General features: G+C 71.8%; 18 protein-coding genes, 1 other RNA gene and 1 pseudogene. 12 read left to right on the top strand and 8 right to left on the bottom strand.

Annotated features, from left to right (window positions below; genetic code table 11):
• Nucleotides 1-4 precede the first annotated feature (4 nt).
• The 6 genes from OG306_RS14025 to OG306_RS14000 form a co-directional block, all read right to left on the bottom strand.
• Complete coding sequence (locus OG306_RS14025; protein ID WP_266746511.1) at nucleotides 5-2,188, bottom strand: bifunctional glycosyltransferase/CDP-glycerol:glycerophosphate glycerophosphotransferase; 2,184 nt, start codon at nucleotides 2,186-2,188, stop codon at nucleotides 5-7.
• A 51-nt stretch (nucleotides 2,189-2,239) separates the two neighbouring features.
• Nucleotides 2,240-4,558, bottom strand: coding sequence for a bifunctional glycosyltransferase/CDP-glycerol:glycerophosphate glycerophosphotransferase (locus OG306_RS14020; RefSeq protein ID WP_266906487.1), 2,319 nt, complete (start codon nucleotides 4,556-4,558; stop codon nucleotides 2,240-2,242).
• Between the two features lie 180 nt (nucleotides 4,559-4,738).
• A complete protein-coding gene (locus tag OG306_RS14015; protein WP_266746509.1) occupies nucleotides 4,739-5,650 on the bottom strand; it encodes a carbohydrate ABC transporter permease in 912 nt (303 codons plus the stop codon).
• On the bottom strand, nucleotides 5,647-7,065 hold the full coding sequence (locus OG306_RS14010; RefSeq protein WP_266746508.1) for a carbohydrate ABC transporter permease: 1,419 nt from the start codon (nucleotides 7,063-7,065) through the stop codon (nucleotides 5,647-5,649). The genes OG306_RS14015 and OG306_RS14010 overlap by 4 nt, the downstream gene beginning before the upstream one ends.
• Nucleotides 7,066-7,069: 4 nt before the next feature.
• The gene (locus OG306_RS14005) at nucleotides 7,070-8,434 is read right to left on the bottom strand and encodes an ABC transporter substrate-binding protein (RefSeq protein WP_266746507.1); all 1,365 of its coding nucleotides are present in this window, start codon (nucleotides 8,432-8,434) and stop codon (nucleotides 7,070-7,072) included.
• 139 nt (nucleotides 8,435-8,573) lie between these two features.
• A complete protein-coding gene (locus OG306_RS14000) occupies nucleotides 8,574-12,230 on the bottom strand; it encodes an FHA domain-containing protein (protein ID WP_266746506.1) in 3,657 nt (1,218 codons plus the stop codon).
• A gap of 479 nt (nucleotides 12,231-12,709) precedes the next feature.
• Here OG306_RS14000 and OG306_RS13995 point away from each other — a divergent pair, with 479 nt between their 5' ends.
• The 4 genes from OG306_RS13995 to OG306_RS13980 all read left to right on the top strand — a co-directional run bounded on the left by OG306_RS13995 (nucleotide 12,710) and on the right by OG306_RS13980 (nucleotide 18,248).
• Nucleotides 12,710-14,365, top strand: a complete 1,656-nt coding sequence (locus tag OG306_RS13995; RefSeq protein ID WP_371666237.1) for a serine/threonine-protein kinase — start codon at nucleotides 12,710-12,712, stop codon at nucleotides 14,363-14,365.
• A gap of 180 nt (nucleotides 14,366-14,545) precedes the next feature.
• Nucleotides 14,546-15,787 (top strand): serine/threonine-protein kinase, encoded by a 1,242-nt coding sequence (locus OG306_RS13990; RefSeq protein WP_266746505.1) that lies wholly within the window; start codon nucleotides 14,546-14,548, stop codon nucleotides 15,785-15,787.
• Nucleotides 15,788-15,948: 161 nt separating this feature from the next.
• The gene (prfB, locus tag OG306_RS13985) at nucleotides 15,949-17,055 is read left to right on the top strand and encodes a peptide chain release factor 2 (protein WP_266746504.1); all 1,107 of its coding nucleotides are present in this window, start codon (nucleotides 15,949-15,951) and stop codon (nucleotides 17,053-17,055) included.
• A 404-nt stretch (nucleotides 17,056-17,459) separates the two neighbouring features.
• The gene (locus OG306_RS13980; RefSeq protein ID WP_371665348.1) at nucleotides 17,460-18,248 is read left to right on the top strand and encodes an LPXTG cell wall anchor domain-containing protein; all 789 of its coding nucleotides are present in this window, start codon (nucleotides 17,460-17,462) and stop codon (nucleotides 18,246-18,248) included.
• Between the two features lie 120 nt (nucleotides 18,249-18,368).
• Here OG306_RS13980 and OG306_RS13975 read toward each other — a convergent pair whose 3' ends face one another.
• Nucleotides 18,369-18,569, bottom strand: coding sequence for a hypothetical protein (locus tag OG306_RS13975; protein ID WP_266746502.1), 201 nt, complete (start codon nucleotides 18,567-18,569; stop codon nucleotides 18,369-18,371).
• Between the two features lie 268 nt (nucleotides 18,570-18,837).
• Here OG306_RS13975 and ftsE point away from each other — a divergent pair, with 268 nt between their 5' ends.
• The 5 genes from ftsE to ssrA all read left to right on the top strand — a co-directional run bounded on the left by ftsE (nucleotide 18,838) and on the right by ssrA (nucleotide 22,754).
• Nucleotides 18,838-19,527, top strand: a complete 690-nt coding sequence (gene ftsE, locus OG306_RS13970; RefSeq protein WP_266746501.1) for a cell division ATP-binding protein FtsE — start codon at nucleotides 18,838-18,840, stop codon at nucleotides 19,525-19,527.
• Nucleotides 19,528-19,550: 23 nt separating this feature from the next.
• Nucleotides 19,551-20,468 carry a permease-like cell division protein FtsX gene (gene ftsX / locus OG306_RS13965; protein ID WP_266746500.1) on the top strand — a complete coding sequence of 306 codons (918 nt, stop codon included), beginning with the start codon at nucleotides 19,551-19,553 and terminating at the stop codon, nucleotides 20,466-20,468.
• Nucleotides 20,469-20,535: 67 nt separating this feature from the next.
• Nucleotides 20,536-21,723, top strand: a complete 1,188-nt coding sequence (locus OG306_RS13960; protein WP_266746499.1) for a S41 family peptidase — start codon at nucleotides 20,536-20,538, stop codon at nucleotides 21,721-21,723.
• Between the two features lie 18 nt (nucleotides 21,724-21,741).
• Complete coding sequence (gene smpB, locus OG306_RS13955; RefSeq protein WP_266746498.1) at nucleotides 21,742-22,230, top strand: SsrA-binding protein SmpB; 489 nt, start codon at nucleotides 21,742-21,744, stop codon at nucleotides 22,228-22,230.
• Between the two features lie 135 nt (nucleotides 22,231-22,365).
• Nucleotides 22,366-22,754, top strand: a transfer-messenger RNA (tmRNA) gene (ssrA, locus tag OG306_RS13950).
• Nucleotides 22,755-22,852: 98 nt separating this feature from the next.
• Here ssrA and OG306_RS13945 read toward each other — a convergent pair.
• Nucleotides 22,853-24,109: an MFS transporter gene (locus tag OG306_RS13945; RefSeq protein WP_266746497.1), complete on the bottom strand. Its 1,257-nt coding sequence runs from the start codon at nucleotides 24,107-24,109 to the stop codon at nucleotides 22,853-22,855.
• Nucleotides 24,110-24,192: 83 nt separating this feature from the next.
• On the opposite strand from OG306_RS13945, the gene OG306_RS13940 reads away from it, so the two are divergent.
• From OG306_RS13940 to OG306_RS13930, 3 genes and pseudogenes are all read left to right on the top strand, one after another.
• Nucleotides 24,193-25,194 (top strand): LysR family transcriptional regulator, encoded by a 1,002-nt coding sequence (locus OG306_RS13940; RefSeq protein WP_266746496.1) that lies wholly within the window; start codon nucleotides 24,193-24,195, stop codon nucleotides 25,192-25,194.
• A gap of 38 nt (nucleotides 25,195-25,232) precedes the next feature.
• A pseudogene (locus OG306_RS13935) lies at nucleotides 25,233-25,697 on the top strand (winged helix-turn-helix domain-containing protein); the annotation flags it as partial.
• A 23-nt stretch (nucleotides 25,698-25,720) separates the two neighbouring features.
• Nucleotides 25,721-26,287 (top strand): GNAT family N-acetyltransferase, encoded by a 567-nt coding sequence (locus OG306_RS13930; protein ID WP_266746495.1) that lies wholly within the window; start codon nucleotides 25,721-25,723, stop codon nucleotides 26,285-26,287.
• Nucleotides 26,288-26,475 lie beyond the last annotated feature (188 nt).

Genomic DNA, 26,475 nt, shown 5'->3' with positions numbered 1-26,475 from the left:
CGATTCAGGGCGCGCCGCCGGACGGGCCCGGCACCGCACTCTCCCCCAGCAGCACCGTCCGCACCACCCGCTCCGCGGCCCGCCCGTCGTCGTACGGACAGAACCGGGCCCGGAACGCGGCCCGCAGCGCCTCGTTCGCCGGGCTCTCCCAGCTGCCGTCGAGGAAGATCCGGGCCAGCTCGTCCGTGTCGGCGGAGACCGCGCCGGGGGTGTCGCCGGGCTTGTGGGACAGCAGGTCGAAGCAGACCCCGCGAACCGTGCGGTACGTCTCCCAGTCGGGGGCGTGCACCACGATCGGGCGGTCCAGATGCGCGTAGTCGAACATCACCGACGAGTAGTCCGTCACCAGCGCGTCCGCCGCCAGGCACAGCTCCTCGATCCGCGGATGGTCGCAGACGTCGAGGAGCGAAGGGTGCTCCGGCAGCCCGGCACCCTCGTAGAAGTAGTGGGCGCGGACCAGCACCACGGTGTCCGGGCCGAGCGCATCGCAGAACCGGACCAGATCGAGTCGGCTGGTGAACGCCGCCTCGTAGTCGCGGTGCGTCGGCGCGTACAGGATGGCGCGCCGGCCGGGCCGGATGCCGAGGCCCTCGCGGATCTGTGCGATCCGCTCGTCGGTCGCTGTTGCGAAGACGTCATTGCGCGGGTAGCCCGATTCCAGGGACCGGGCGGCGCCCGGATAGGCGCGGGCCCAGACCTCGGCGGAGTGCGGATTCGCGGCGACGCTCCAGTCCCACCGGTCGACGCGCTGGAGCAGCCGGTCGAAGTTCAGGCCCTGGGCCGCCGCCGGGTAGTCCTGCTGGTCCAGCCCCATGAGTTTCAGCGGGGTGCCGTGGTGGGTCATCACATGGACCTGGCCGGGGCGTTTGACCAGGTGGTCGGGGAAGTTGACGTTGTTGAAGAAGTACGTGGCCCGGGCCAGCAGCCGCCAGTAGCGGCGGGTTCCCGGCACCACGTGGTCGACGTCCCGGTCCATCGCGTCCAGGTGGTTCTTCGCCACCACCCACACGCCTCGCACCTGCGGGGCCAGCTCCTGGGCCTTGCGGAACACGGCCTCCGGATTGCAGCTCACCCCGCGGTTCCAGTAGGCGGCGTAGACGGCGAGCCCGGGGTCCAGCGGAAGCCGGCGCTGCCACCAGTAGTAGCGCGAGGCGAGGGTGCGCCCGGCCCACGCCCGGACCGCGCCGGGCGCCGCCCGCAGGCTCCGGCGCATGGCCAGGACCATGTCGAGGGCGCCGAGCGCGGCGTACCGGCCGTCGCCCATCAGCCGCGGTCGCAGCCCCCTGGCGCCGCCCGGGAAGCGGTGCCCCTCGGGCCGGTGCGCGCGGATGAACGCGGCCGCGGACCGTACGTAGCGCCTGCGTCGCCGGGTCACCGACGGGTATGCGGCGAGGAGTTCCTGGACGGCCCGCTCGAAGAGCAGGGGGCGCACGGGGTGCAGCGGCGGCCGGTCCCGTACGAACTCCATCAGGGCGGCGTACGCGTCGACGAGTTCGTGCGGTGTCGAGCCGTCCGCCGGTTCCGTTCCGTCGACCGGAACGGGAAGCCGGCGCCCGCCGCGGTGTTCGACGCAGGCGGTGGGGAGTACGGCGACGGATCCGGCCGCGGCGAGGGTCTGGAGCGCGTACCTCCGCTCGCCGTGCGGCCCCGGCCCGAAGGCCAATTTCTCGCCCTCGTGGAGGGCGCGGCGCACGGCGCGGTTCCAGGAGACCGGGGCGATGTCCAGGAGGACGGGGTGCTCGGTGAGGGTGAGCCGGTCCGCGGGCAGTTCGCCGAGCAGCTCCAGCGACCGGGTCGGCCGGGGATGGCCCCGGAACGGGCGCCTGTGGTGGCCGAACAGCAGCAGTTCGGGGTCGCCGGCGGCGTCCAGCCGGTCGGCGACGGCCCGCAGGGCACCCGGCAGCTGGACGAAGGTGCCCTCCAGGAAGAGGAGGTAGTCGCCGACGGCCCGCTCGGCCCCGGCGTTGCGCCGCCCGTCCGCGCCCGCCCCCGGCGGCAGATGGATCGCCTGGACCCGGCTGTCCCGGGCGGCGAACTCGTCGAGGAGCAGCCCCGAACCGTCCGGCGCACCGTCGTCGACCCCGATCACCTCGATGTCCGTGAACGACTGGCCGAGCACCGACTCCAGGCACTCGCGCAGCTGCCCTCGGGCGCGGCGGACGGGGATGATGACACTCAGCCGGGGCATACGGGCTCTTTCTCGGACGGGGATTCTTGGGGGTTCGGGGGAGGGGCGCCGTCAGGGGCGGTCGGCGGGCCGGGGGCCGGCGAGGCCGAGGTCCGCGGACGCCTGCCGGTCCGCGGGGACCGTGGCGGCGGCCGGCCCGGGGAGCGCTGCCGGGACCTGCGCCGGACGGCCCACCGCCGGTACCGGCTGCCGCAGGGCCGGCGCGATCGCGGGCGGTCGCACGGCCGTGTCGCCCAGGAAGACCCGGCGCACCACTCGTTCCGCCGCGTGCCCGTCGTCGTACGGACAGAAACGGTCCCGGAACGCCGCGCGCAGCCGGGCGGCGCGGGCGCCGCACCAGTGGCCGGTCGCGAAGATGTCCAGCAGCTCGTCCTCGTTGTGCGCGATCGCGCCGGGCGGGCAGGCGCGCAGGTCGAAGTAGGTGCCGCGGGCCGCTTCGTACGCCTCGCGGTCGCCGCAGTGGATGACGACGGGCCGGTCCAGATTGGCGTAGTCGAACATCAGCGACGAGTAGTCCGTGAGCAGCGCGTCCGAGGCGAGCGCGAGCGCCTCGACACAGGGGTGGCCGCCGACGTCGATGATCCGCGGGTGCGGTTCGAGGACCGGCGCGGCGCCGTACGAGTAGTGCGCGCGGTGCAGGATCACGGAGCCCGGGCCGAGGACCCGCAGCAGAGGTACCAGGTCGAGCAGGGATGGCCGGCCGCGCCGGTAGTCGCGGTGCGTGGGCGCGTACAGCAGGGCCAGGGCGCCCTCGGGGATGCCGAGCGACGCGCGCAGCCGCGCCACGTCGCCGGCGGTGGCCCGCTGGTAGATGTCATTGCGCGGATACCCGTACTCCAGCGTCGCGCAGCTCTCGGAGGCCGACGGATAGGCCTTCTCCCAGACGAGGGTGGAGTGCCGGTTCGCGGAGAGGGAGAAGTCCCACTTGTCGACATTGGCGAGCAGCTGCCCGAAGTCCGTCCCGCGGGCCGCGGCCGGCCGGTCCTGGAGATCGAGGCCCATGGTCTTGAGCGGGGTGCCGTGGTGGGTCTGGAGCAGCACCTGGCCGCGCCGCTTGACCAGCCGCCGGTCGAAGTTGACGTTGTTCACCAGATACCCGGAGCGGGCCAGCGCCCGCCAGTAGCCGTACGTCCCGGGGGTGATCCGGCGCGTTGCGGTGGGCAGGGTCTGCGCGTCCTCGGGGCGGCAGATCCAGGCGGTCCGCAGGCCGGGGACCAGTTCGCGGGCCTTCGCCTCGATCGCCGCCGGGTTGCAGGCGTACCCGCCGTGCCAGTACGCGGCGAACACGGCCCGGTCCGCCTGGACGGGCAGCCGCAACTGGACGCGGTAGTACGCCTGGAGGGCGGCGGCCCGCAGCACCCGGCGGACGGCTCCGCCGGTCTTCCGCAGCCGGCCGAGCAGCGACTGCGCGGTCCACAGCGCCCGGTACGTGCGGTGCGCGCCCAGCCGGATCAGGCCGTGGCGCAGCCGGGCGCGGCGCGGGACGGGGGCGCCGGGCGTGCGGTAGCGGGCGCAGTGGGCGCGGGCCCGGCGGAAGAACTCCGCGCGGCTGTCGTGCGGCAGCCGGCCCCGGGCGGTGAACAGCGTGCAGAAGTGGTCGAGCATCCTGCGGTGGATCACCGGCCGCCACGGCGCGAGTTCGGGGCGGGCGTCGATGAACGCGAAGACCCGGTCGTACTGTTCGAAGACGTCGAAGTGCTTGCGGCTGGTGGTGGCCAGGATGTTGCCCCGGCGCCGCTGCCGGTAGCCGACGCACACCCGGTCGAGGACCGCGATCGAGCGGGCGGCCATCAGCACCGGGTAGGTCCACGGGGTGTCCTCGTAGTAGCCGGGCGGGAAGGCGAACCCCTCGGCCTCGACGAACGCGCGGCGGTACGCCTTGTTCCAGACGACCATCAGGACCTTCAGCAGCCCGGGCCGGCCGGTGAGCGTGAAGGTGGCGGGGCCGGTCTCGTCGAGGTGCTCGGCGAAGGTGTTGCGTACGCTCTCGCCCGTCCAGTACGTACGGGCGTAGTCGTAGACCAGGACGTCCGGTTCCCCGGTCGCTCCGATCCGGTCGGCGACGGCCCGCAGGGCGCCGGGGGCGAGGGTGTCGTCGCTGTCCAGGAAGATCAGATAGTCGCCGGTGGCCTGGGCGATCCCGGCGTTGCGGGCCCGGCCCAGGCCCACGTTCTCCGGCAGGTGCACGGCCCGCACCCGGGGATCCCGGGCGGCGAACTCGTCGATGACGGCGCCGCAGGCATCGGGGGAGCAGTCGTCGACCGCGATCAGCTCGAAGTCCTCGAAGGACTGGGTGAGCACCGAGTCCAGGCACTCGTGCAGATATGCCTGGACCCGGTACGCGGGCACGATGACACTGAACCGGGGCACATCACATCCAAGGGGCGTTCGCAGCGCGTGTGGGCGGTCCGCAAACGGCCGATGGAGTGACGGAGTTACGTCAAAATGTGGCAAATCTGTGAAAGTGCAGGTGGGGTGGTCCTGTTGCGGTGAACAGGGCCACCCCGTGTTTGACGTACTGCAGTGCGCATTGACGTACGGCTGTGCGTACTACTTCACCGCGCCCGCCATCACGCCGGAGACGAACTGGCGCTGGAAGGCGAAGAAGACCGCCAGCGGAATCACCATCGACACGAAGGCGCCGGGCGCCAGCACGTCGATGTTGTTGCCGAACTGCCGGACCTGCTGCTGCAGGGCCACCGTGATCGGCGGCGAGCCGGAGTCCGCGAAGATCAGCGCGACCAGCATGTCGTTCCACACCCAGAGGAACTGGAAGATCCCGAGCGAGGCGATCGCCGGACCGCCCAGCGGCATCACGACCCGGGTGAAGAGCCGGATCTCGCCCGCCCCGTCGAGCCGGGCCGCCTCCAGCAGCTCCCGCGGGATCTCCGCGAAGAAGTTCCGCAGCAGGAAGATCGCGAAGGGCAGGCCGAAGGCCGTGTGGAAGATGACCACGCCGAAGGTCGTCTCGAAGATCCCGATCGCACCGAAGAGCTTGGAGACGGGGACGAGAGCGACCTGTACCGGCACCACCAACAGCCCCACGACCACCAGGAACCACCAGTCGCGGCCGGGGAAGTCCATCCAGGCGAAGGCGTATCCGGCCAGTGAACCGATCACGACGACCAGAACGGTCGCCGGGACGGTGATCATGACCGTACTGAGGAGGGAGTGGGTGATGGTCGAATTGTCCAGCAGCCGCGCGTAGTTGTCGAAGGTGAGCTGCGAGGGGGCCGTGAAGATCTTCCACCAGCCGCTCGACGCGATGTTGTCCGCGCTGCGCAACGAGGACAGCAGCAGCCCGACGGTCGGCATCAGCCAGAACAGGCCCACCAGGATGAGGATGACCCGCATCACCCCGCCGCCGGCGCGAGCCGCGATGCGTGCGCCGAGGGAACGCTCGGCCTTCACCGGCCCGGTTTCGGTAGTCGTGCTCGTGGCCGTGTTCGACGCTGTCGTCATCGGCGCCCCTCCTTCCGGATCCGGCGGATGTTGACGTACATCACCGGGAGTACCAGCAGCAGCAGGAGTACGGCGATGGCGCTGCCGATCCCGAGGTCGGCGTCCGTGCCGAACGAGGAGCGGTAGAGCTGGAGCGCCAGCACGTTCGCGTCGGCCAGCGAGGACCCCGGCGAGATGATGAAGACCAGGTCGAAGACTTTGAGGACGTTGATCATCAACGTGACGAGCACCACGGAGAGCACAGGGGCGAGCATCGGCACCGTGATCCGGCGGAACACCTGCCATTCGTTCGCGCCGTCCACCCGGGCCGCTTCGAGGAGTTCACGCGGCAGACCCGCCAGGCCGGCGGCGATCAGCACCATCGCGAACCCTGCCCACATCCAGACGTAGGAGCCGATGATCCCCGGCGTCACGAGGGTCGGGCCGAGCCACTCGACTCCGTTGTACGGCTCCCTGAAGTTCGAGGCGGGGAGCCGGATTTCGGCGCCGTCGGCCGAAGCGGGCAGGGTGAACGTACCGTCCGCGCCGGCCTTTGCCGAGGCGATGACCTTGCCGTCCTTGACCGCCTCCACCTTGATGCCTTTGAGCCCCAGCTCCTTGGCGTCGATGACGTTGGGGCTGCCGCCGCCGCCCTTGGTGAAGTCCAGCCACGCCGTGCCGGTGACCTTCCCGGGCTCCGCGGTGGCGGCCTTCGCGGGCTTCGCGCTCGACGGCATCTTCGCCGGTGCCACACCGACCAGCGGCAACTGCACCGGCTGCCCGGCCCGTACCGGCGCCTTGGTGACGAACGAACCGCCGCCGCCCGCCTTGAGCGGGTGGACGGGCAGCGGATGCGCCTTCGGATAGCCCGCCGAATCGGCGAACGTGTCGTGCACGCCCACCCACACGGCGTTGGCGACCCCGCGCTCCGGGTTCGCGTCGTACACCAGCCGGAAGATGATGCCGGCGGCGAGCATGGAGATCGCCATCGGCATGAAGACGATCAGCTTGAACGCCGTACCCCAGCGGATGCGCTCGGTCAGCACGGCGAAGATCAGCCCGAGGACCGTGGAGACCGTCGGCGCGAACACGACCCAGATCGCGTTGTTCTTGATCGCCGTACGGATGGTGTCGTCCGTGAACAGCGCCTTGTAGTTGCCGAATCCGGCGAAGCCCGTACCCGCCTGGTCGAAGAACGACCGGTAGACGGAGTAGACGATCGGATAGACCACGAGCGCGCCCAGCAGCACCAGCGCGGGCGCCAGGAAGAGCGCCGCGATGACCCGGCGGGTACCGGTCACACTTCTGCGGCTGCGGCCCGGGCCGCCGGCCGGACCGTCGGACGACTTCCTGGGCACGGGTACGGACGGCGGTATGGACGGATGCTTGTCGGCGGGGGGCACCGCGTCGGCGCCCCCCGCTGCGGCTGTCGTCATCGCGTCAGCTCTTGTATGCCTTGGCCGCGTCGGACTCCAGCTTCGCCTGAGTCCCCGCGATGTCCTTCGGGTTCTTCAGGAAGTCCTGGAGAGTCTTCCACTCGCCCTTCCCGGGCGTCCCGCCGAACGACTGCGGGGCCTGGTCGGACATGTCGAACCGGACGGCGTCACCCGCCGCGATCAGCGCCTTGGCCATCGTGCGCTGCACCTCGTTCGGATACGCGGCGGCGTCCAGGGCCTTGTTCGGCGAGAGGAACCCGCCCTGTTCGGCCATGATCTTCGCCGCGTCGGTCGAGCCCAGCCAGGTCAGCAGGGCCTGGGCGCCCTTGCCGTCCTTCAGGGCCACCGCCGCGTCGCCGCCCGTCACGACCGGGGACTCGGCGCCGACCGCCGGGAACGGGAACACCTTGGCGTCCGTCCCGATCTTCGCCTTCGTCTGCGCGATGGTGACGGCCACGAAGTCGCCCTCGTAGACCATCGCGGCCTTCGGCTGGTCACCGCCGGTGAAGGTCTGGGTGACCGAGGCCGGGAACTCCGTCTGCAGCGCGCCGTCCGCGCCACCCGCGATGAGCGACGGCTTGCCGAAGAGCTGCGCGAGCGTGGTCAGCGCGTCCTTGACGGACGGGTCCGTCCACTTGATCTCGTGCTGGGCCAGCTGGTCGTACTTCTCCGGGCCGGCCTGGGAGAGATAGATGTTCTCGAACCAGTCGGTGAGCGTCCAGCCGTCCGCACCGCCGACCGAGACCGGGGTGACGCCGGAGGCGGACACCGCCTCGGCCGTCGCCAGGAACTCCTTCCAGGTCTTCGGCTCCGCCGCGCCCGCGTTCTCGAACGCCTTGGCGTTGTACCAGATCAGGGACTTGTTGGCGGCCTTGAAGTAGACGCCGTACTGGGTGCCGTCGACCGCGCCGAGATCCTGCCAGACCTTCCCGTAGTTCTTGGTCAGCTGGGCCTGGGCCTCGGCGCCGACCGGCTTGGCCCACTTCTTCTCGGCGGCCTGCCGGATCGCGCCGACCTGCGGGATCATCGCGACGTCCGGCGGCTGCCCTCCCGCGATCTTCGTACCGAGGAAGTTGACGATCGGGTCCTGCGCCGGGACGAAGGTGACCGTCGCCCCCGTGCGGCGCTCGAACTCCTTGAGGACCTTGACGAAGTTGGCCTGCTCGGCTCCGGTCCAGACCGCCGCGACCGAGAGTTTCTCGCCATCCAGTTTCGGCAGTGCGACGCTCGCCGGGCTCCCCTTGTCGTTCCCGGGGCTCTTGTTCGACTTGTCTTTTCCGCTGCCGCTGTCGCTGCAACCGGTGAGGGCCAGTGCTCCGATGGCGGTGAACACCATGGCGGCCCTGCTGATCCGAAGGGTTGTGCGCATCGCTGCCCCGTCTCTCACATCGTCGTGTGCGCACAGTCCTACGCTGGGTGTACGGGCGCCCGCAATACCACTTTAGGTGTCAACTCATCGATCGTGATGGGCTCGTGACGTGTGATCGGCAGAAGCGCTGGGTCGGCACTCAGGAGTGGACGGGTCCGAACGGGGCTATCGGCTCGGCGTTCACCGAACGGGCCGCCCGCTCCAGCGCACTGGCCAGCAGCGCCAGGTCCGTCGGACCGTTGCCCAGTTCGCGGACCGGGCGCCGGGTCGGAGGATCGCCCATCCGCTCCCACTCCAGCGGGACGACGGTGGGGCGCAGCGTCGCCGTACGCGGAATGCGCCCCGTCACCCGGCCGCCCTGGAAGGGGGTCACCCGCCCGTCCGGATGCCCCAGCCTGCCGCGTCCGGGCGCCGGATCCTCCGGCGACGGCGGGACGACCGGTGCGTCGAGCACGATGCGCAGCCGGGCGCCGTGGGCCAGGTCCGTGTCCTCCGTACGGTCCGGGCGGGCGGACGTCGCGACCAGGTGGACGCCGAGCCGGCCGCCCTCCCTGGCCACGGCCTCCAGGGCCCGTACGACCGAACCGGCGGCGGGCCGGCCGGGGCTGCCGAGCGCCGGGGCGACCAGCGCGTCGAAGTCGTCGACGAGGACGACGAGCCGGGGCAGCGGGGACGGGCCGGGGTCCGTGGACCGCGCGGCGGGGCGCAGGCGGAGCGTCCCGCTCAGCGCGGAGTCCACGTCACCGCGCTGTTCCGCGGCGGTCGGCGGGCGCCGGCCGGCCATCCGCTGCGCCACCTCGTGCCGGTGGTGCCACTCGGTGAAGTCGTACGGGCCGAGCAGCTCGGCGCGCCGCTTCAGCTCGCCGCCCAGCGCCTGCGCGAACTCCCGCATCCGTACCGGATCGGAGGCCACGAGGTGCGTGAACGCGTGCGGGAGCTCGGTGCACGGGCCCAGGCTCTCGCCGCGCTCGCCCCCGGCGCCGTCGACCAGGAGGATGCCCAGGCGGTCGGGCCGGGCGGCGGCGGCCAGCGAGGCGGCGACGGCCCGCAGCAGCTCCGTACGTCCGCTGCCGGCCGGACCCTCGATGAGGAGATGGGGGCCTTCCGCCGACAGATCCACACTGACCGCGCCCCGGGGCCCGGCCCCGAGCACCACGACGGGCCGGCCGACGGCCACGGGGGCGGTGCCTTCGGCGGACGCGGCGGGTGCGGTGCCTTCGGCGGGGGCGGACGCGGCGGGTGCGGGTGCGTTCGGGCCGGTGTTTGCGCCCGTGTTCGTGGCTGTGTTCGGGTCCATGGCGGCTCGCGCCGCGATCGGGGGCGTTTCGGTGCCACGCGGCCCGCTCACCCGGTTCGACGTCCGCCCCGGCCCGGCCGAACGGAGACTGTCGGTGCCCTGGACATCGCCGCCGCCCCAGGAACCGGACCCGGGGACGGTGCGGGAACTCGGGGTGTCCCCGGGCGAGGCGCCGTAGCGCCCGCCACTGACGCGGGGCGCGGCGGTGCCGGGGTACGGGGTGCGCCCGGAGCCATGGATGTCGCGGTCCTCGTCGCGCACGAGGCCGTAGCCCGCCGTGCCGACGTGCGTGGCGGTGTCGCCGTTGGGGTAGTACGGGGTGCGACCTGAGCCCGGGGCGTATCCACCCGGGCCGCCGCCCGTGCGCTGGGCGCCCACGCGGGGGCCCGCACCGCGCGGGTACTCCGTACGGCCCGAACCGCGGGAGGCCGCGTCCGCACCGCCGGCGGCGCCCCCCGGCCCGCCCGCCCAGCGGCCCGCACCGCTGACGGTGGCGCCGGGCTGGTCATCGGCCGTCGACGCCCAGCGGGCCATCAGCGAGGCGGGGGTGGCACGCGCCAGGCCCAGCTCGTCCAGCAGCCGGGCCGTCGTCGGGAGCGCGGCCGACACCGGACGGCCGTGGGCCGTCACCGAACCTTCCGTGCGCAGCGGGGCCAGCGCCCGGCCGAACCGCTCGGCCCAGTGCGCCGACACCGCGTCCACGGTCGCGACCGTGCCCCGGCCCGCGGCCCGGCCGTCCGCCGTGCGCAGCAGCCGCAGGGCCGTCGCCACATCGCCGCTCAGCATCGCCACCGCCCCGCACTCCCGGAACGCGATCGACGCGTGGCAGGCGGCCTCGTACGTCGCCGCGACCGGTGACGTGGGGGTGGCGGCCGGGGTCTCGGCCAGACAGATCAGATGGATCCCGGCGGCGGCACCCGCGGCGGCCAGCCGGGCGGTGTTCTCGCGCAGCACCGCCGAGCCGGGGTCGCCGTCGACGATCAGCACGGTGTACGGGCCCGCGTACCGGCCGGCGGCCTCGGCGACCGTGTCCCGGTCCAGGCTCGGCCAGCCGGGCCCGAGCGGCCCCTCGTCCAGCCGGCGCGCCAGCTCCGCCGTACGGGCGAGGGCCTGCTCACGGTCGTACGCGAGGAGCAGCCGGCAGTCCTGGCCGTGCATCGGGCGCACGTGCGGCAGCCAGCCGAGCCAGGCCCACTCGCGTCTGCGCTCGTCCGCGCCGCGGGCGCGGTCCGTGCTGATCAGCACGATCTCCAGATCGGCGGGGGAGTGCAGCGCGGCGAGCTGCGCGACCGTCGAGCGGGCGAGTCCGGCCAGCCGGGTCCGCGGTCCGGCGAGCCCGAGGGAGCCGGCCTCCCGCAGCCCCACGGTCACCGGCACGGCGGGCAGCTCGGCCCGGTCGGTCGTTCCCAGGCGCACCACGAGCGCCTCCGGGTGTGCGACGTCGCGCTCCCAGAGCCGGGGGCCGGGGCCGAGCGCGGTCAGCAGCACGGCCGCGGGGTCGGGCCAGACGCTCCCCGCGGCGGCCCCCGCGGGTGTCACCGGGGCGGCGGCCGGGAAGGGCGGCCCGTCGGCGCCCGTCTCGTCGGGTGTCGCGTCATGGACCGGCTCGCCCTTGTTGCCCGCGAGTCTGCGCGCCCAGGCCCCTATCCCGCCGCGCCGGGGTGTCTCGTCGCCCGGAAAGGGTGCCGGGCGCCCGGCTCCGGAGTGGCGGCGGGTGTCGGCGGGCCCGTCGTCGCCACTGCCGTACGGGTCGGGGGCGCCGGGTCCTTCGTGCGGGGCGGGGCCGGAACCGGGGGCGGCGGCCGGCGCGTAGCCGTGGCCGGAGCCGTGCTCCTCGGCGAAGCCGCCCGCCGTACCGGACACCCGCAGATGACCCTCGCCGTCCGGGGCCGTCGACAGCGTCGGCGTACGCGCGCCGGAGGTCAGCCGGAGCGTCGATTCGCCCAGCCGCAGCAGCGCGCCGGGCTGCAGGCGGACCGGGCGGTCGCGGACCGCGGCGCCGTCGAGCAGGGTGCCGTTGGTGGAGCCCAGGTCCGCCACCGAGACCAGGCCGTCCGCGGAGACCGTCACCGCGCAGTGCAGCCGGGACACATCGGGGTCGTCGAGCGGGACGTCCGCGTCGGCGGAGCGGCCGATCCGGACCCGGCCGCCGTGCAGCAGGTGGACCCCGCCCGCGTCGGGCCCCGCGACCACGTGCAGCTGCGCCGGGACGGCGTCGTCCGCCGCCTCGTCCTCGCCCGGGACCTGGAGCGAGAGCACCGCTCCGTCGACCAGCGGGGGCTCACCCAGCGCGCACCGCTGCGCGTCGAGCCGCTCACGCCCGGCGAACAGCACCACCGCGCCGCTGCCGAGCGAGCCGTCGGGCCCGGAGACGGCCGCGGCCAGCGGGGACGCCACGGTGGCGAGCGCGGTCCCCGACGGGGCGGTGACCAGCACGTCGCAGGCGCGCGCCGGGGTCTGGCCGCTGCGCGGCGCGAGGACGGTCAGCCGGATCTGCATCGCCGTCAGCGGTCCCTTCTGCGCGGGGTGCCGGGCAGGGGAAACGGCCTGTGATTCCCCCCACCCGACACGGACGCGTCGTCCGGTACAGGTTCGTCACGCACCGCAAGGCTCCCTACCCGACAGTCCGTGCTGCAGGCATCCTCGCACCTGCCACTGACAACCCGCCCGCGGGTCACCACTAAGTGATCTTGAAACGTCTGCTGTGTGCCCATACCTGCCTGCTTGGAAGGTTCTTCCGTACCTGCCCGGGAGGGCGTCCGGCATCATGGGTCGCACGTATGTGCGGCAACCATCCGCCCGGTGTGAGCGTCTTGTTCCGCAACCGGTTGTCACCTCCCTGGGAGGCGCCGGCCACGGTGGACGAGGGCGGCGAGGATGAGCGCCCCGACCTCGCCGGTCACCCCACTAGAGTGGGCCGCAACTCCCGGGCGGATCCGGGAGTACCGCAGACACCACGATCGCAGGGAGCGCATGACGTGCGGCCGGTAGGCAGCAAGTACCTGCTCGAGGAGCCGCTGGGACGCGGCGCCACGGGCACCGTCTGGCGTGCCCGCCAGCGGGAGACCGCAGGCTCCGAGGCGGCCGTCGCCGGCCAGCCCGGCGAGACCGTGGCGATCAAGGTCCTGAAGGAGGAGCTCGCCAACGACGCGGACATCGTGATGCGGTTCCTGCGCGAGCGCTCGGTGCTGCTCCGGCTCACCCACGAGAACATCGTGCGCACCCGCGACCTGGTCGTCGAGGGCGATCTCCTCGCCCTCGTCATGGACCTCATCGACGGCCCCGACCTGCACCGCTACCTCCGCGAGAACGGCCCGCTCACCCCGGTCGCCGCCGCGCTGCTCACCGCGCAGATCGCGGACGCGCTGGCCGCCAGCCACGCCGACGGCGTCGTCCACCGCGACCTGAAGCCCGCCAACGTCCTGCTCGACGAGCGCGACGGCCAGATGCACCCGATGCTCACGGACTTCGGTATCGCGCGCCTGGCCGACTCCCCGGGGCTCACCCGGACCCACGAGTTCGTCGGCACGCCCGCCTACGTGGCGCCCGAGTCCGCCGAGGGCCGCCCGCAGACCTCGGCCGTCGACATCTACGGCGCGGGCATCCTGCTGTACGAACTGGTCACCGGCCGCCCGCCGTTCTCCGGCGGCACCGCCCTCGAAGTCCTGCACCGGCACCTCAGCGAGGAACCCCGCCGCCCCACCACCGTCCCGGCGCCGCTGTGGACGGTGATAGAGCGCTGCCTGAGCAAGGACCCGGACCAGCGGCCCAGCGCCGAGAACCTGGCCCGCGGACTGCGCACCGTCGCGGCCGGCATCGGCGTGCACGCCAACGCCGCCCAGATCGCGGCGGCCGACGGCGTGGGCGCCCTGCTCGCACCCGACCCGGCGCCCGCGGCCGTGCCGCAGACCCCCGGCGCGGCCGACCCGACGCAGGTGCTGCCGAGCAACGCGGGCTCGTACGATCCGAACGCCGCGACCAGCGTCATGCAGCACGCCCCCGGCCAGGGCGCGGGCGGGCACGCCGACCCGACCTCGGTCATGCCGCCCGTACCGCCGCATCCGGACAACCGTCCGCAGCCCGACGGGCCGCACCCCTGGCAGTCCCAGCTCCAGGCGGCCCGTGACCGCAACGAGCAGACGCAGGTCCAGTACCTCGACCCCGGCCAGGACCCGCTGCGCCGCCGTCCCCAGCGGCCCCAGCCTCAGCAGCAGCAGTCGCAGCAGCCCCAGCGACGCCAGCAGCCGCCGCAGCATCAGCAGTACCCCCAGCCCCGGCAGCAGCAGTACCAGCCGCAACCCCAGCACCATCAACGGCAACAGCCCCAACAGCAGCAGTACGCGCCCCCGCAGCAGCCGCCGCCGCAGCAGCCGCCGCCGCAGCAGCCGGCCCCGCGACAGCCCCGCGAGCCGAGGCAGCGCAGCGCCAACCCGATGAAGATTCCCGGCCTCGGCTGCCTCAAGGGCTGCCTGTTCACCCTGGTCCTGCTGTTCGTCGCGGGCTGGCTGATCTGGGAACTGACGCCGCTGCAGGACTGGATCGGCCAGGGCAAGAGCTACTGGCAGGCCATCGGCGACACTGTCTCCACCGTGACCGACTGGGTTTCGAAACTGGGCGGAAGCAGCGGGCCCTGAGTGGCTGACACCCCATCAACTCTGTAGCTATATCGACTTCTGCGGGCGAGTTTCCACGCATATCGCCCGCAGAAGTGAACGTTGGCGCCATCCCGGGCACTCAACACCCCGATCGACGCGTAACTTTGTCGACCGGGGGTCATGAGCGACGGTCCATCGCCAGCCGCTGAGGGAGCAGTCTTGGCACGGAATATCGGCAGCCGGTACACCGCCCACCAGATCCTGGGGCGTGGCAGCGCCGGCACGGTGTGGCTCGGCGACGGGCCCGAGGGCCCGGTGGCCATCAAGCTCCTGCGCGAGGACCTCGCGTCCGACCAGGAGCTCGTGGGCCGCTTCGTCCAGGAGCGCACCGCCCTGCTCGGCCTGGACCACCCGCGCGTGGTCGCCGTCCGCGACCTCGTGGTCGACGGCAACGATCTGGCGCTGGTCATGAACCTGATCCGCGGCACGGACCTGCGCACCCGCCTCGACCGCGAACGCCGGCTCGCGCCCGAGGCCGCCGTCGCGATCATCGCGGACGTCGCCGACGGCCTGGCCGCCGCGCACGCCGCCGGAGTGGTCCACCGCGACGTCAAGCCGGAGAACATCCTGCTCGATATGGAGGGCCCGCTCGGCCCCGGCGGCTCGCACCCGGCGCTGCTCACCGACTTCGGCGTGGCCAAGCTGATCGACACCCCGCGCCGCACCAAGGCCAGCAAGATCATCGGTACGCCGGACTACCTCGCTCCCGAGATAGTCGAGGGCCTGCCGCCCCGCGCCGCCGTCGACATCTACGCCCTCGCCACGGTCCTCTACGAGCTCCTCGCCGGCTTCACGCCCTTCGGCGGCGGACACCCCGGCGCGGTCCTGCGCCGCCACGTCACGGAGACCGTCGTCCCGCTCCCGGGCATCCCCGAGGAGCTCTGGCAGCTCCTCGTCCAGTGCCTGGCCAAGGCCCCGGCCTCCCGGCTGCGCGCCTCCGAGCTCGCGGCCCGGCTGCGCGAGCAGCTCCCGCAGCTGGCCGGCATCCCGCCGCTGGACGTGGACGAGCCGGACACCGAACCGGAACCGCAGACGTACGACGAGCAGCAGTACACCCCCGCGTCCGAGGAGCCCCGCCGCCGCGGCGCGGTCCCCCTGGTCCCCGGCTCGTCCACGGACTCCAACCGCGACACCCACACGAGCATGCGCGTCCCGGCCCCCGACGAGCTGTCCGGCGGCCCCCGGGGCACGGCCAGGGCCCCCCGCTCCCCGGGCCGGCCCCGCCCCGGCTCGGCCCGCAACAAGTCCGCGGCCGTCCGCAAGCGCCGCCTGACGCTGGGCGCCGCGGCGCTGGTGCTGGTGGTGGCCCTCGGCGTGGGCGGCCGGCTGGCGCTGGGCGGCGACAGCGCGGACGTGCCCGCGCAGGACACGAAGAACTCGGCGCCGGGAACCCCACCCTGAGCCGGGGCCCGGAGGTGGTTCCCCGGCGGCTTGCGGCCCCGGCGGAACCCAGGGGCGCACCCCCTCGCCGTACGGTCCGGGCAGACGCCGGACACCCGGTCACCGAGTCGTGATCATGCGGCCCGAGGAACGTCCGTGCCGACAGCCGTTACGCTGGACCCGTGGCAGTCGTCGATATTTCCGAAGAGCTGAAGTCCCTCTCCTCGACCATGGGGTCGATCGAGGCCGTCCTGGACCTGGATGCGCTGAGGGCGGACATTGCCGCGCTCGAGGAGCAGGCGGCAGCGCCTTCCCTCTGGGACGACCCGGAGGCGGCGCAGAAGATCACCAGCAAGCTTTCGCACCTCCAGGCCGAGGTCCGTAAGACCGAGGCTCTCCGCGGCCGGATCGACGATCTCGAAATCCTCTTCGAGCTCGCCCAGGACGAGGGCGATGCGGACGCCCTCGCCGAGGCCGAGTCCGAGCTGAATTCGGTCAGGAAGGCGCTGGACGAGATGGAGGTCCGTACCCTCCTCTCCGGCGAGTACGACTCCCGCGAGGCCCTGGTCAACATCCGCGCCGAGGCCGGTGGCGTGGACGCCGCCGACTTCGCCGAGAAGCTCCAGCGCATGTACATCCGCTGGGCCGAGCGGCACGGCTACAAGACCGAGGTCTACGAGACGTCGTACGCGGAAGAGGCCGGCATCAAGTCGACCACCTTCGCCGTCCAGGTGCCGTACGCCTACGGCACGCTCTCCGTCGAGCAGGGCACCCACCGGCTCGTCCGGATCTCGCCCTTCGACAACCAGGGCCGCCGCCAGACGTCCTTCGCGGGTGTCGAGGTGCTGCCCGTGGTCGAGCAGACCGACCACATCGAGATCGACGAGTCCGAACTGCGCGTCGACGTGTACCGCTCGTCGGGCCCCGGCGGCCAGGGCGTCAACACCACGGACTCCGCGGTGCGCCTGACCCACCTCCCGACCGGCATCGTCGTCTCCTGCCAGAACGAGCGCTCGCAGATCCAGAACAAGGCGTCCGCGATGAACGTCCTCCAGGCGAAGCTCCTTGAGCGCCGCCGCCAGGAGGAGCAGGCCAAGATGGACGCCCTCAAGGGCGACGGCGGCAACTCCTGGGGCAACCAGATGCGGTCGTACGTCCTGCACCCGTACCAGATGGTCAAGGACCTGCGTACGGAGTTCGAGATGGGCAACCCGGAAGCGGTCTTCAACGGCGAGATCGACGGCTTCCTGGAGGCGGGCATCCGCTGGCGCAAGCAGCGGGAGAAGTAGGCGGGCGGGCCGACGCGGCCTGTCTCCCTGTTCTTCGAACGGCGGTGCCGGAATCCCTATGGGGTTCCGGCACCGCCGTTCTCGTTGCGGACGCGTACGAGGCGGCGCGCGAAAGGGAGTTGGGGGGCGGGTTGCGGAGGCGGCGTGGTGAGTGCGTCACAGTCGTGATTCCGAATGGAGATCAACTCCCGCCAAATCGGTGCAGATTGCACGGAACGGCCTTGACGTAGTCCTTAACTGTGGACAGGGTGCTAGGGCAGCATGCGTATGCATGGGACGGGTGTGAACGGGGGCGGGCGGCACGGCCACGGCTCGATGTGGCGCCGTTCGGAGCAAACCCCGCAGAACCGGGGCCCGCATATGGCTGCTCCACTGACGAGAACAGCTACTGGGGGTAGCAGCACATGACGAAGAAGACGCGAGTACGCGTCGCGCGGATCGCCGCGGGTGCGGTGATCGCCGCGGGCGCCTCGCTCACCGCCGCCGGTGCGGCGTCGGCCGCCGGTATCGGTGTCAAGGTCGCGGGTGTCCAGGTTGGCATCCAGACGGTGGACGGCGACGGCGAGCCGTGCAGCCCGGTCGACCCGCGATGCGAGCCCGAGCCGACGGACCCGCCGACCACCGAGCCGACGGACCCGCCGACCACCGAGCCGACGGACCCGCCGACCACCGAGCCGACGGACCCGCCGACCACCGAGCCGACGGACCCGCCGACCACGGAGCCGACGGACCCGACCAACCCGGGTAACGGCAACGGTGGCAACGGGAACGGTGGCAACGGGAACGGTGGCAACGGGAACGGTGGCAACGGCGGCCACCAGTCCGGCGGCAACGGCAACGGCGGCAACGGCAACGGCGGCCACCAGTCCGGCGGCAACGGCAACGGCGGCAACGGCTCCTCCGGCACCTCCGGCAACGGTGGTACCACGGGTAACGCCTCCGCAGGCACCGTGACCGGTGGCGGCGACGCCGACAACTGCACCGTCGACCTCGACGGCGCGAAGTGCGCGGACAACACCACCCCCGACTCGGCCGGCAACCAGCCGGTCGAGCAGGGCAAGGGCAAGGACGAGCTCGCCGAGACCGGTGCCGCCGAGACCACGTTCCTGCTGGTCGGCGCCGCGACGATGATTGCCGGAGGCATCGGCTTCCGGATTTTGCCGCGCCTCATGAACGGCCGTACGGTCGCCTGATAAGGGCCCGCTGGCGGCACAGGTACGCACAGAGGGGCCCGGGACGTCTGCTACAGGCATCCCGGGCCCCTCTGCGTACACGTACCGCTCTCGCAGGCGGACGGACGGGCTCTCCCGCGGCTACACGGTCTGGTGTGCCAGCAATGCCAGCGCGCCCAGCAGCACCACCAGCAGGGCCACCAGCGTCACGGGGCTCAGTCCCGCGAAGATTCCCTGCTCCTGTTCCTGCTGCAGCCGCTCACGGCTTGCCCGGCACACGGGGCAGCGGCCTTCGTTCACGGGCGCCGCGCAGTTTGCGCACACCAATCGGTCATAGGTCATGCGCTTTCCTCCTCCCGCGCGGCGGAGCCGCATACGTCTTCTCTCCGCACAACGCTCATGGGAACGCATCCGTTCCCCCTCCCACTGTGCCAGCTCGCGCGGATTTCGGCGCGGCCCGCCGGACAGCGCCCGTTTCGTAGCACTTCGGCCCCGCACCCGGCCGTGCGGTTCCGCCATAAATCACCCATCCCCGGACGCGCGCCTGCACGCGTCAGGCCGGTTCGCGTATGGTCACGCACACCTACTCCCGGCCGACCGTGGTGCATCCGTGATCCGATTCGACAACGTCTCCAAGACCTACCCGAAGCAGAGCCGTCCCGCTCTACGGGATGTGTCTCTCGATATCGAGAAGGGTGAGTTCGTCTTCCTGGTGGGCTCCTCCGGCTCCGGCAAGTCCACCTTCATGCGACTCATCCTGCGCGAAGAGCGCGCCAGTCAGGGCATGGTCCACGTCCTGGGCAAGGACCTCGCGCGCCTGTCCAACTGGAAGGTGCCGCACATGCGCCGCCAGCTGGGCACGGTTTTCCAGGACTTCAGACTTCTCCCCAACAAGACCGTTGCGGAGAACGTGGCGTTCGCGCAGGAGGTCATCGGCAAGCCGCGCGGCGAGATCCGCAAGGCGGTGCCGCAGGTCCTCGACCTGGTCGGCCTCGGCGGCAAGGAGGACCGGAGGCCCGGCGAACTCTCCGGTGGTGAGCAGCAGCGCGTGGCGATCGCGCGGGCGTTCGTGAACCGTCCCATGCTGCTGATCGCGGACGAGCCGACCGGCAACCTCGACCCGCAGACCTCCGTCGGCATCATGAAGCTGCTGGACCGGATCAACCGGACCGGCACCACCGTGATCATGGCGACCCACGACCAGAACATCGTCGACCAGATGCGCAAGCGCGTCATCGAGCTGGAGCAGGGCCGTCTCGTACGTGACCAGGCCCGCGGCGTCTACGGCTACCAGCACTGAGCATCGAGCACTGAAAGGACGCCATGCGCGCCCAGTTCGTCCTGTCGGAGATCGGCGTCGGCCTCCGTCGCAACCTCACGATGACCTTCGCCGTCGTCGTCTCCGTCGCCCTCTCGCTCGCCCTGTTCGGCGGCGCGCTGCTCATGCGCGAGCAGGTCAGCACGATGAAGGACTACTGGTACGACAAGGTCAACGTCTCGATCTTCCTGTGCAGCAAGAGTGATGTGACCTCAACGCCCAAGTGCGCCAAGGGTGCGGTCACCGCCGATCAGAAGAAGCAGATCGAGGGCGACCTCAACAAGATGGACGCCGTCGACACGGTCACCTACGAGTCGGCCGACCAGGCGTACAAGCACTACCAGGAGCAGTTCGGCGACTCGCCCATGGCGAGCAACATCACGCCGGACCAGATGCAGGAGTCGTTCCGGGTCAAGCTCCACGACCCCAAGAAGTACAAGGTCGTCGCCACCGCCTTCGCCGGCCGGGACGGGGTGCAGTCCGTCCAGGACCAGAGATCCATCCTGGACAACCTCTTCGGGCTGATGAACGGCATGAATGTGGCCGCCCTCTTCGTGATGGCACTGATGCTGGTCATCGCGCTGATGCTGATCGTGAACACCGTCCGGGTGTCCGCGTTCAGCCGGCGGCGCGAAACGGGCATCATGCGGCTCGTCGGCGCCTCCGGGTTCTACATCCAGATGCCGTTCATCATGGAGGCCGCGTTCGCCGGTCTCATCGGTGGCGTGCTCGCCTGCGTGATGCTGCTGGCCGGCCGGTACTTCCTGATCGACGGCGGTCTGGCGCTGCAGAGCAAGCTGAACCTGATCGACTTCATCGGCTGGGACGCGGTCTTCACCAAGCTGCCCCTGGTCCTGGCGATCGGCCTGCTGATGCCCGCCGTTGCCGCTCTCTTCGCGTTGCGCAAGTACCTGAAGGTGTGACAAGCGCCCTTGTGGCGCACGGCCAACCGGCCGTGCGCCACAAGGGCGTTGTCCTACACTCGTCGCCATGTCGGGTCCTGCGCAGTGTTTCGGGCCCCGCGGTGTGCGCCGCGGGGCGGCCCTGACCTTGGTTTTCGCCACCGTGCTGGCCACCGCCGCGGCCACCGGCTCGCTGCCGCACGGCGCGGCGAAGTCCTCGGACACCGCGACCCGTTACGCCGCCTCCACCATCGAAAGCGACAAGGTGGCCGACGCCGCCGCCCGGGCCGTGGCCGACGGCAAGTCCGGCAAGGAGGCGGCCGAGGAGGTCGTCAGCCGCAGCGGCGACCGCTGGGGCGCGGTGTACGACGAGCGGCAGTACGAGGAGTTCGAGCAGGCCCTCGACGGCTCGTACACGGGCGTGGGGATCGCCGCCAGGCGCTCCGCCGAGGGACGGGTCGAGGTGGCCAGGGTCCAGCCCGGCAGCCCCGCCGACCGCGCGGGCATCGAGCCGGGCGATCTGCTCCGTACGGTCGACGGCCACCGGGTCGACGAACGACCCGTCGCCGAGGTCGTCGCCCTGCTGCGCGGAGACCGTACGGAGGCATCCGCGGGCAGCACCGTCGTACTGGGTGTGCAGCGGGGCGCGGCGCTCCGGACCGAGACGCTGCGCCGGGCCACGCTCAGCACCGAGGCCGTCACCGTCCGGCGCATCGGACCGGACCGTTCCGATCCCGCGCCGGCCGTACTGATCGAGGTGGACTCGTTCACCAGGGGTTCGGGCGACAGGGTCCGCGACGCGGTCCGGGACGCACCGGCGGGTGCCGGGGTGCTCCTCGACCTCCGCGGCAACTCCGGCGGCCTGGTCACCGAGGCCGTCACCGCCGCCTCCGCCTTCCTGGACGGCGGTCTGGTCGCCACGTACGACGTGCACGGAGAGCAGCGCGCCCTCTACGCGCAGCCGGGCGGCGACACCGTCCGCCCCCTCGTCGTCCTCATCGACGGCGGCACAATGAGCGCCGCCGAGCTTCTCACCGGCGCGCTCCAGGACCGGGGACGTGCCGTCACGGTCGGCTCGCGCACCTTCGGCAAGGGTTCCGTCCAGATGCCCAGCAAGCTTCCGGGCGGCTCGGTGGCCGAGCTGACCGTCGGCCACTACCGCACCCCGGCGGGCCGCGGCGTCGACGGACACGGCATAACCCCGGACCTCGCGGTCACGTCCAGGGCCGAGCGGCGGGCCGAGACAGTATTGAGTGGCCTCGGGGGTGGGTCGTAGTGCGAAAATGGCTGCACTATGGCTAAGGAAAAGGACACCGGGCGCAAGCTCATCGCGCAGAACAAGAAGGCGCGGCACGACTACCACATCATCGACACCTACGAGTGCGGTCTCGTACTCATGGGTACCGAGGTCAAATCGCTGCGGCTGGGCCGGGCCTCGCTCGTGGACGGCTTCGTCCAGATCGACGGCGGCGAGGCATGGTTGCACAACATCCACGTCCCGGAGTACGTGCAGGGGACCTGGACCAACCACTCGGCCAAGCGGAAGCGCAAGCTGCTGATGCACCGGGCGGAGATCGACAAGCTGGAGTCGAAGTCCGGCGAGACGGGTCACACGATCGTGCCGCTCGCGCTGTACTTCAAGGACGGCCGGGTGAAGGTGGAGATCGCGCTCGCCAAGGGCAAGAAGGAGTACGACAAGCGGCAGACCCTGCGCGAGAAGCAGGACCTGCGGGAGACGAACCGTGCGATCTCGGCAGCGCGCCGGCGCCAGCGCAGCGCGTAGCCGGGACCGTACGGGCGGGGCCGGCAGCGGCCCGCAGGAATAGGCTGGCATCGTCGTGCGTTGGTCACGTACGATGGGACTGCACTCGACAGCGGGTGCGCGTTTTGAGCTGTTGACAATTGAATACAACAACATGGGGATGATCGGTTTCGACAGCGGATGTCGAAGCAGGGGAAGCGAGCCGAGGAAGCGGCAATGATCTCGTAAACCATATGTCGCAACCAATAATCGCCAATTCCAAGAGCGATTCCCAGTCCTTCGCCCTCGCTGCCTAATAAGCAGTGAGTGAGGGACCCTTAATGGGTGTCAGCCCGGGGGTGTTCCCGACCCGGACCCTGGCATAATCTAGGGGACTAAACCACTGATCCCGGTCACGGGGGTCGGTGGGAAATCAAACAGTGACTGAGCCCGTCGGAGACTTGTTCGCGAGATCTCCGGGGCCGAGAAAATCGCAGCGAACTGCGCTCGGAGAAGCCCTGATTCTGCACCGTTGGACGCGGGTTCGATTCCCGCCATCTCCACAATTCCCATGTGAACGAGGACCCCGTTGCCCATCGGCAACGGGGTCCTCGTTTTGGTCCCGCCGTCCACAGCGTGCCCGGCGCGATCCGAACGAGAGGCCCTACCTCCGCCGGACCCCGGCCGCCGCGACGGCCAGCGCCAGCCCCGCCGCGCACACCGGTGCGGCGTAACCCGACACCGGGGCCGTGTGCTCCACCAGCCAGCCTCCGGCCGCCGAACCCGTGGCGATCCCGCCCAGCAGCGCCGTCACGGCCAGGGTCATGCCCTCGTTCAGTTGGCCTTCGGGGGTGAGGCGCTGCACCAGAGTCATGCCGGTGACCATCGTCGGGGCCGTCGCCGCGCCGGCCAGCAGCAGCGCGCCCGCGAGGGCGAGGAGCGAATCGGCGGAGGCCGTGGCGAGCAGCGGCAGGGACATCAGTGCCGTCATTCCCGCCAGGCAGCCCAGCAGCCGGCGCCGGATGTCCCCGGCCGGGCGCAGCGATCCGTACAGCAGCCCCGCCACGCACGATCCCGCCGCCTGGAGGGCCAGGATCGCGCCCCCGGCGTGGGCGATCGTGACGACCTCCATCGAGCCGAAGACCGCCCCGGTGGCGAGGAACACGGCGAGCAGGGCCGGCATGCCGGGGGCGCGGAGCGGTGAGCCGGAGCGGGTGGTGCGGGGCGCCACCGGTGGTTCGGTGGCGCGCTGGGCGGCGAAGATCAGTACGCCGGTCATCAGCAGGATCGCCCCGACGAGCGTTCCGGCCTCCGGGAAGAGCGCCGCGCACAGCAGGGCGGCGAGGGCCGGGCCGAGCATGAAGCAGAGCTCGTCGACGGCCTGCTCGAAGGAGTTCGCGGTATGCAGGGCGGCCGGATCGCCCCGGTGCAGATGGGCCCAGCGGGCCCGGGACATCCCGCCGGTGTTGGGGGTGGTGGCCGTCGCCGCGTAGGAGGCGAAGAGGGTCCAGGCCGGGGCGCCGTAGTGCACGCAGAGCAGCAGCGCGAGCGAGCCGAGCATGGCGATCGCGGTGGCGGGCACGGCGATGCGGGCCTGCCCGTACCGGTCGACGAGCCGGGCCGTCCAGGGGGCGACCACGGCCGTCGCGGCGAGACCGGTCGCGGTGACGGCACCGGCCAGCGCGTACGAGCCGCGCGATCCGGCGATCATGATCACCGCGCTGACGCTGAACATGCCCATGGGGAGCCGGGCGAGCAGATTGCCCGCGGTGAAGGCGCGGGCGCCCGGGGTGGCGAGCAGCCGGCGGTACGGGTTGGTGGGCGCCGGCCGGGCGGGGGCGGCGGTGCGCGGGGCGATGACCAGCAGGTCCCCGGAGACGGTGAGCAGAGGGGTGGCGGGCGGCGTTCTCTCGTACGGCATGGATCCACCCTCGGGGCGCACGGCCCATGGGGTCCAACACCTTCGCCGTACCGATTAACGCATCTGTGTTGTAAATTTTGGAGGTGGACTCCTCCGCCGATACGGGCACCCAGACGTATACCCATACCGACCCCCGGCTGCTCCGGGCCTTCGTCGCCGTCGCCGAGGAACTGCATTTCACCCGTGCCGCGGCCCGGCTCTATATTGCCCAGCAGGCGCTGAGCCGGGACATCCGCAGACTGGAGCGCGAACTGGGCGCCGAGCTGTTCGTACGGACCACCCGGCAGGTCTCGCTCACCCCGGACGGTGACCGGCTCCTCCCGTACGCGCGGCGGGTGCTGGAGGCGCACGACGATCTCGCCGCCGCCTTCGCCGATCCCGCGGTCAGACCGCTCTTCGTCGACCTCAACACCGACGGCATGACCGCCGCCCGTGTCCTCGCCCGCGCACGGGAGCTGGCCCCGGCGTGCGAGCTGATGGCGCGCTTCGAGAGCGGACTCACCTGGGCCGCGGGGGAGATCCTCGCCGGGCGGCTCGATGTCTCGTTCGGCCGGGCCGCCGGACTCGATCCGGCGGTGCTGGCGCGGCTCGGTGTGCAGCCGGTGCGGTACGAGCCGATGGCCGTGCTGTTCCCCGCCGATCACCCCCTCGCCGCGCACGAGACCGTCGCGCTGGACGATCTGGCGGGCGAGACCGTCTACGCGGGCGCCGGGAACCCCCGCACCCCGGAGTGGACGGACCTCGCCCGGCTGCTCTTCGCCGAATGGGGCATCGCTCTGGCGCCCCCCGTCCCCCTCGCGATCGGTGTGGCCGAGTTCCAACGGGTCATGGCCAAGTCGCCGCGCTACCCGATCCTGTGCATGATCGACTTCCCTCCGATGCCCGGCACCGTGCTGCGACCGCTGGTCCGGCCCGTGCCGCTCTCCCCGTTCCTGCTGGTCTGGCGCAAGGGGCTGCGTCACCCCGGTCTCGACGCCCTGCGCGAAGCCGCGGCTCAACTGGGTGCCGAGGAAGGGTGGATGGAGCGGCCCGCCGGAAGCTGGCTGCCCGAGATCGACGCGTCGCTCATGCTGACGACCGCCTGAGCGGCGTCGCGCGGCGCCGAGGGCGGTATACCGTCGCCGGACTGCGGGACGACGTCCTCGTGGCCTGCGCCGGACCGGTCACCGCCCTGCCGCTGCGGGCCCGCGGCATCGACACCGTCCAGCCGGAACGCTTCCGGCTCGCCCCGCTCGTCAGCTGCTGTGCCACGAACTCCCCGCCAGGGTGCGGCCGTTGCCGATCGCCGGACACCGGGTCGAGATCCGCGGCCACGCCGTGATCGTCGACGGCGCACTGCGTCCGGTGCAGCCTGCGGGAATGGCCCTCCTGCACGCCCCGGCCCGCCGGCCGGGCTGGGTGGTGGCCCGCGCCGACCTGCTGCGCGCTGCCCGGCAGAGGCACGGACGAACACGCGGTGGAGACGGCCATGGCGCGGCTGCGTACGGCACTGGGCGCGCCCCGCCTCGTCCAGACGGTCGTCAACCGCGGCTACCGGCCGGCGCTCGATACGACGGGGGACGGCCCGGTTGACGAGGACGGCGCCTGACCGGGTCCGGATAATGTGAGGGGATGCTGAACGACATCCACCGGATCGACGCGGAGATACGACTTCGTCCCCCGACCCTGGCCGACGCCGCCTCCCTCGCCGTGTCGCTGACCCGCAGCCGCGCGTACATGCAGCCCTGGGAGCCCGTGCGGCCCGACGCCTTCTACACCGAGCAGGGCCAGCGGGAACGGCTGGCCGGTCTGCTCGCGGACCGTGACGCGGGACGGGCCATGGCCTGGGTCCTCGCCGATGAACAGGACCGCGCGGTGGGCGGGTTCAACCTCAACGCCCTGGTGCTCGGGCCCTCCCGCAGTGCGACTCTGGGCTACTGGGTCGATGTCGAGCACGCGGGCCGTGGTCTGGCCACGGCCGCCGTGCAGCGGGTCTGCGAGGTGGCCAGGGACGGGCTGCGCCTGCACCGCGTCGAGGCGGGGACGGTGCTGGACAACGTCGCGTCGCAGCGGGTGCTCGCCAAGTGTGGCTTCGAGCAGTACGGCGTGGCCCCGCGCTTCCTGCACATCAACGGCGACTGGCGCGACCACCGGCTGTTCCAGCGGATCCTGTACGACGGTTCGTCGCTGCGGGCGTAAGGGCCGCCGGAACGGCTATCGGGCGCCGTCGGTACGCACCCGCTCATGGCGGTGTCCGGCCGACGGCCACGGCGGCTGCGCCGGAAGAACCTCCGCGAAGCCGTAACCGTACTTCTCCGCGGCCCGGCAGGACGCCTCGTTGTTGACACCGTACGGCCCCGCCCGTACCGAACCGCGCGGTGGCAGGG

This window comes from Streptomyces sp. NBC_01241 (assembly GCF_041435435.1).
Classification (GTDB): domain Bacteria; phylum Actinomycetota; class Actinomycetes; order Streptomycetales; family Streptomycetaceae; genus Streptomyces.
Note: the sequence above shows the minus strand (reverse complement) of the source record. Positions and strands in the feature narration are given on the sequence as shown.